Origin of the sequence: Sandarakinorhabdus sp. (genome assembly GCF_032115815.1) — a bacterium.
Classification (GTDB): Bacteria; Pseudomonadota; Alphaproteobacteria; order Sphingomonadales; family Sphingomonadaceae; genus Sandarakinorhabdus.
In genome coordinates, this window is the sequence record NZ_JAUMBI010000192.1 from 1 (window position 1) to 4,421 (window position 4,421).

A 4,421-nucleotide genomic window follows, 5' to 3' on the forward strand; every position below is an offset into this window, starting at 1 on the left:
AGCGGGCCCTTGTGGGAATTGCTGCCGGCGGGCAGCAGCCTGTGGATCGATGGCGGCCACAATCCTGCCGCCGGCCGCGCCCTGGCCGAAAGCGTGCGGCCCTTGCTGCAATCCGGCCAGCGCCTGCTGCTTGTGACGGGCATGCTGGCGGCCAAGGATGCCGAAGGCTTTCTGAAGAGCTTTGCTGGCATGGCATCGGCGCTCTATGCCGTGCCGGTGCCAGGCCACGCTGCCCATGATCCCGCCCGGTTGGCAGCCACCGCATCAGCCATGGGCATGGCCGCCGTAACCGCGCCCGATCTGACCAAGGCGCTGCGCGCCATCGCGCGCAACAGTGAAAGCCCGCCGCTCGTGCTGGTCACCGGATCACTGCACCTGGCGGGCCGGGCGCTGGAGCTGAACGGCAATCTGCCGAACTGATCCTGGCCTAGGGCCGCCGCACCAGCATTGTTACCATCGCCAGCCACGGCACCTCGGCCAGCACCTGCTGGCGTGCGCCGGGTGTTGTGGGCAGCAGCTGGATGCGGCTGCCGTCCACCGCGATCAGGCGGCCAAAGGCAAAGCGGCCAGCCGGGCGCGGCGCCAGCACATCGCGGTTGATGGCGCGGCCGAACTGGGCGGGGGCAAGGCGTTGCGCCCAAAGTTCGTCACCGCTGCGATAATCGCCCTGGGCGGTTTCCACCACCATGCCGATCAGATCGGGTTGCGGCTGCGGCGGCAGTAACGTGCGTGGCCGTTCGGGGGCATCGGCGCCATTGCTGCCGATCAGCGCCGCCACCGGCACATCCGCCCGATCAGGCATGGAGACCAGGCTGGAGGCCGGCACCGCCATCGCAGCAGCGATGCGCTCCAGCCAGTCGATCGATACGGTGCGCATGCCGGTTTCCAGCCGCCCGATGGTTTGCGGCGTGGTCGGCGGATCGCAGGCGGAAGCCACATCGGCCAGTGTGAGGCCGCGCGCTTTTCGAACATCACGGATACGGGTGAGCATGGATCAAATAACCTCTCTGGTTATTTCTGTCCTACAATACCTCTCCTGTGCAAGAGGTAATCCATCATCAACGTGCCGCAACGGAGAAAAGCTGATGGCTCGCCACGCGCAGGAAATCACCCCGGACATCGCACCGCTGACCGAAAATCGCCTGCTCGCGACACGCATCCTGCCGGCGCCCGATATCGTCGATCGCGCCCGGGTGACGGTGAATCTGGCCGAATCGCCGCTGGCGTGGCTGGCGCGGCGTGGCCACGTTTCACCGGTGCAATTGTTGGCAAGCGAACGGCTGCGCGCCGACTATTACCATGCGCAATTGGGGCCGCGCGTGACGATGCGCTGGGATCCATTGCCGGCAGCCACGCGCGGGCAGGGCGACTCGCCCGATCTTTCCGGCGGGCAGATCGCCGCCAAGCGCCGGTTCGAGGCGGCAGTTGCCGCCTGCGGCCCTGGCCTTTCCGATATCGCCTGGCGGGTGATCTGTCAGGGTGAAGGCCTTGAAGCGGCCGAACGTGCGCTGGGCTGGCCAGTGCGGGCCGGAAAACTCGTGCTGCAACTGGCGCTTGATCGCCTGGTCAGCCATTATGGGCTTCAATCATCGGAGTAAGCCACCATGCGCCGCCTCACCCTTTTCCTGCCGCTCCTCGTTCTCGCGGCGTGCGGGCCCAAAACGGAATCACTGGGCCGGGTGGGTGGCGCGCCGCCGTCGGTGATGCTCTCTACCCGCCTGCTCACGGCGGACGGCAACAGCCTGGGCGAAGTGGAATTGCTGCAGATGGCCGAAGGTGTGCAGCTGATTGCCACGGTAAAGGGGCTCCCTGTGGGCCAATATGCCATGCACCTGCACGCCGTTGGCCGCTGCGTTGGCCCGGATTTCACCAGCGCCGGGCCGCACTTCAATCCGGCGGGCAAGCAGCATGGCCGCGATAACCCGATGGGCGCCCATGCCGGCGATCTGCCCAATCTGGCCGTGACCGAAAAGGGCGTGGGTGACATGAACCTGATGCTGCCCGGCCTGCGCCTGACCGATGGCGATGCGCCGCTGCTCGATGCTGATGGCGCGGCGGTGGTACTGCACGCCAAGGCCGATGATTATCGCAGTGATCCGGCCGGCAACGCTGGCACGCGCATCGCGTGCGGCGAAGTGCGGAAAACAGGTGGGGCGACTGACGGGGCTTGAACCCGCGACCTCTGGTACCACAAACCAGCGCTCTAACCAGCTGAGCTACAGTCGCCACGACGAACCTGTCGGGAGGCGCGGGATAGACGAGGGCGGGGCCAGTGGCAAGCCAGAAGTTCCGCCCGCCGGTCCGTGAATGACCGTTGCGTCGAACGGAAATTTTATTACAATATCGCGCAATGAAATCCCGCCCATTGGAGTCGCGCTGATGACCGTTGCCGCCCCCGCTGCCCGTTTCGCAACCGTGCAGCTGGCTGCCCTTGATGCAACTGGCGCGCCAGGGTTCGACGCCCATGAACGCGTGGCGCTGGTGAAGGATGCGGCCACCGGCCTGCATGCCATCGTGGCCATTCACTCTACCCATCTTGGCCCGGCGGCCGGCGGCGTGCGGCGCTGGGCCTATGCCAGCGAGGCCGCGGCGCTCACCGATGCGCTGCGCCTGTCGCGCGGCATGAGCTACAAGAATGCCATGGCTGGCTTGAAGGCCGGCGGCGGCAAGGCGGTGCTGATTGCCGATGCGCCCAAGACGGAAGCGCTGCTGGAAGCCTTTGGCGATGCCGTGGCGGCGCTGGGCGGCCGCTATGTCACCGCCGAAGATGTGGGCATGAGCGATGCCGACATGGTGGTGGTTTCCCGTCGCACGGCGCACGTGGCCGGCTTGCCGGTGGCAGCCGGAGAAGTGGGCGGTAATCCGGGGCCGTTCACGGCGCGTGGCGCGCTGGTCGGGCTGAAGGCAGCCGTGCGCCACAAGCTGGGCACCGATCGTGTTGCCGGGCTCCACGTGGCCATCCAGGGCGTTGGCAGTGTTGGCGGTGCGCTGGCCCGGGCGCTGGCCGCCGAGGGCGCGCGGCTGACCATTGCCGATGTCGATCCGGCCCGCGCCGCAGCGTTGGCCGCCGAACTGGGTGCGACCCAGGTGGACGTCTCGGCGATCATGGCAGTGAAGGCCGATGTGTTCAGCCCCAACGCGCTGGGCGCGATCCTTGATCAGCACAGCATTGCTGCGCTCGACGTGGCGGTGGTGGCGGGTGCTGCCAACAACCAGCTGGCCACGCCGGAAGACGGTGCCCGGCTGGCGGCGCGCGGCATCCTTTATGTCCCCGACTATGTCATCAATGCTGGCGGCATCATCTCGGTCGTGGCCGAATATCTGGCCAAGACAGAAGGCCACAAGGTGACGCTGGCCGAGGTGAATGCAGCGGTGGATGCCATCGGCCCGCGCCTGACGACCTTGTTTGCAGAGGCCGATACCAGCGGGTTGCCCACTGACGTGGTGGCGGACCGCACGGCGCAGGCGTTGATCGGGCGGTAAGCCGCCTTCAATAATCCTTCTTCCAGCGCACGCTGGCCGAGGTGCCGCCCAGCGTTGCCACCTGGCTGAGCACCGATAAGGTGCGGGTCAACCCGATCTCGATGCTGGTGGCGGTATAGCCCTGCGCGTCGGTGGCAAGCTCCACGTAAACATTGCGGCCAACATATTGCCCGGCGGCCACCGTGGTGCGCCGCCCGGTGACGACATCCGCGGGCAGGATGCGCAGCCGATCGATCCCCAGGCCCTTGCCCACTGCGCCAATCGGGTTGAAACCGCCGCCACGAAGCGACGTGAGCGCGCCGGCCAGCTGGATGGCTTCGGGGGCCGAAAGATCGGTGACCCGGCTGCCGAACAGCACACGCGACAACACTTCATCTTCCGGCAGAGACGGCACCGAACTGAACTTGATCTGCGGCCGCTGCGCCGTGCCCTCCACATTCAGGAAGGCAGTGAAGCCGTTGCCGGTGTTTTCGGCGGTCACGGCGATGATGGGATCGGGCGGATAGCCGCCGACGAACCGAATATCGCCGCGGGTGAGCTGGAAACGCTTGCCGGCAAAATCATAATCGCCGCGCACCAGTTGCACCCGGCCGAACAGTTCCGGCGTGGTGGCGCCGCCGCGCAGCCGCACATCAGCTTGCCATTCCGAATTGATGCCCATGCCGGTGACCAACAGTCGGCGATCGGCCTTGATATTGAGATTGAACAGCCAGCGCGTGGGGGCGACATATTGCACCGTGCGACGGCCGAGCACGCGGGTGTTCTTCTCGGTCACCTGCAGCACCGGCACATCGGCCACGGCGGTGCGCCCGACGCGATAATCGGCGCGCGACAACGTGAGCGTGCCCGAAACGACGCCGCCATATTCGTCGGTCGCCAACCGGATATTGCCGCTGCCAGTGGCGGAAAGATCATCGCGGCCCAGGATGGCGGCGTTG

At 66.6% G+C, this 4,421-nt stretch carries 6 protein-coding genes and 1 tRNA gene; 4 read left to right on the plus strand and 3 right to left on the minus strand.

What is annotated here, in order from left to right; all coding sequences use genetic code 11:
• Positions 1-420: glutamate ligase domain-containing protein (locus RT662_RS11195; RefSeq protein ID WP_409530169.1), on the plus strand; the 420-nt coding region annotated here is incomplete at its 5' end.
• A 7-nt stretch (positions 421-427) separates the two neighbouring features.
• On the opposite strand, the gene RT662_RS11200 is transcribed toward RT662_RS11195, so the two are convergent.
• Complete coding sequence (locus tag RT662_RS11200) at positions 428-991, minus strand: helix-turn-helix transcriptional regulator (protein WP_313670786.1); 564 nt, start codon at positions 989-991, stop codon at positions 428-430.
• 94 nt (positions 992-1,085) lie between these two features.
• Here RT662_RS11200 and RT662_RS11205 point away from each other — a divergent pair, with 94 nt between their 5' ends.
• Positions 1,086-1,598: a DUF6456 domain-containing protein gene (locus RT662_RS11205; protein ID WP_313670787.1), complete on the plus strand. Its 513-nt coding sequence runs from the start codon at positions 1,086-1,088 to the stop codon at positions 1,596-1,598.
• Between the two features lie 6 nt (positions 1,599-1,604).
• A complete protein-coding gene (locus tag RT662_RS11210) occupies positions 1,605-2,171 on the plus strand; it encodes a superoxide dismutase family protein (RefSeq protein ID WP_313670788.1) in 567 nt (188 codons plus the stop codon).
• Here the strand turns inward: RT662_RS11210 and RT662_RS11215 are convergent.
• Positions 2,150-2,226 (minus strand) — tRNA-His (locus tag RT662_RS11215). The two genes, RT662_RS11210 and RT662_RS11215, sit on opposite strands and share 22 nt — an antisense overlap.
• A 153-nt stretch (positions 2,227-2,379) precedes the next feature.
• On the opposite strand from RT662_RS11215, the gene RT662_RS11220 reads away from it, so the two are divergent.
• On the plus strand, positions 2,380-3,483 hold the full coding sequence (locus RT662_RS11220; protein ID WP_313670789.1) for a Glu/Leu/Phe/Val dehydrogenase dimerization domain-containing protein: 1,104 nt from the start codon (positions 2,380-2,382) through the stop codon (positions 3,481-3,483).
• 7 nt (positions 3,484-3,490) lie between these two features.
• On the opposite strand, the gene RT662_RS11225 is transcribed toward RT662_RS11220, so the two are convergent.
• Positions 3,491-4,421 (minus strand): translocation/assembly module TamB domain-containing protein (locus RT662_RS11225; RefSeq protein WP_313670790.1); only part of this gene is annotated, 931 nt, incomplete at its 5' end.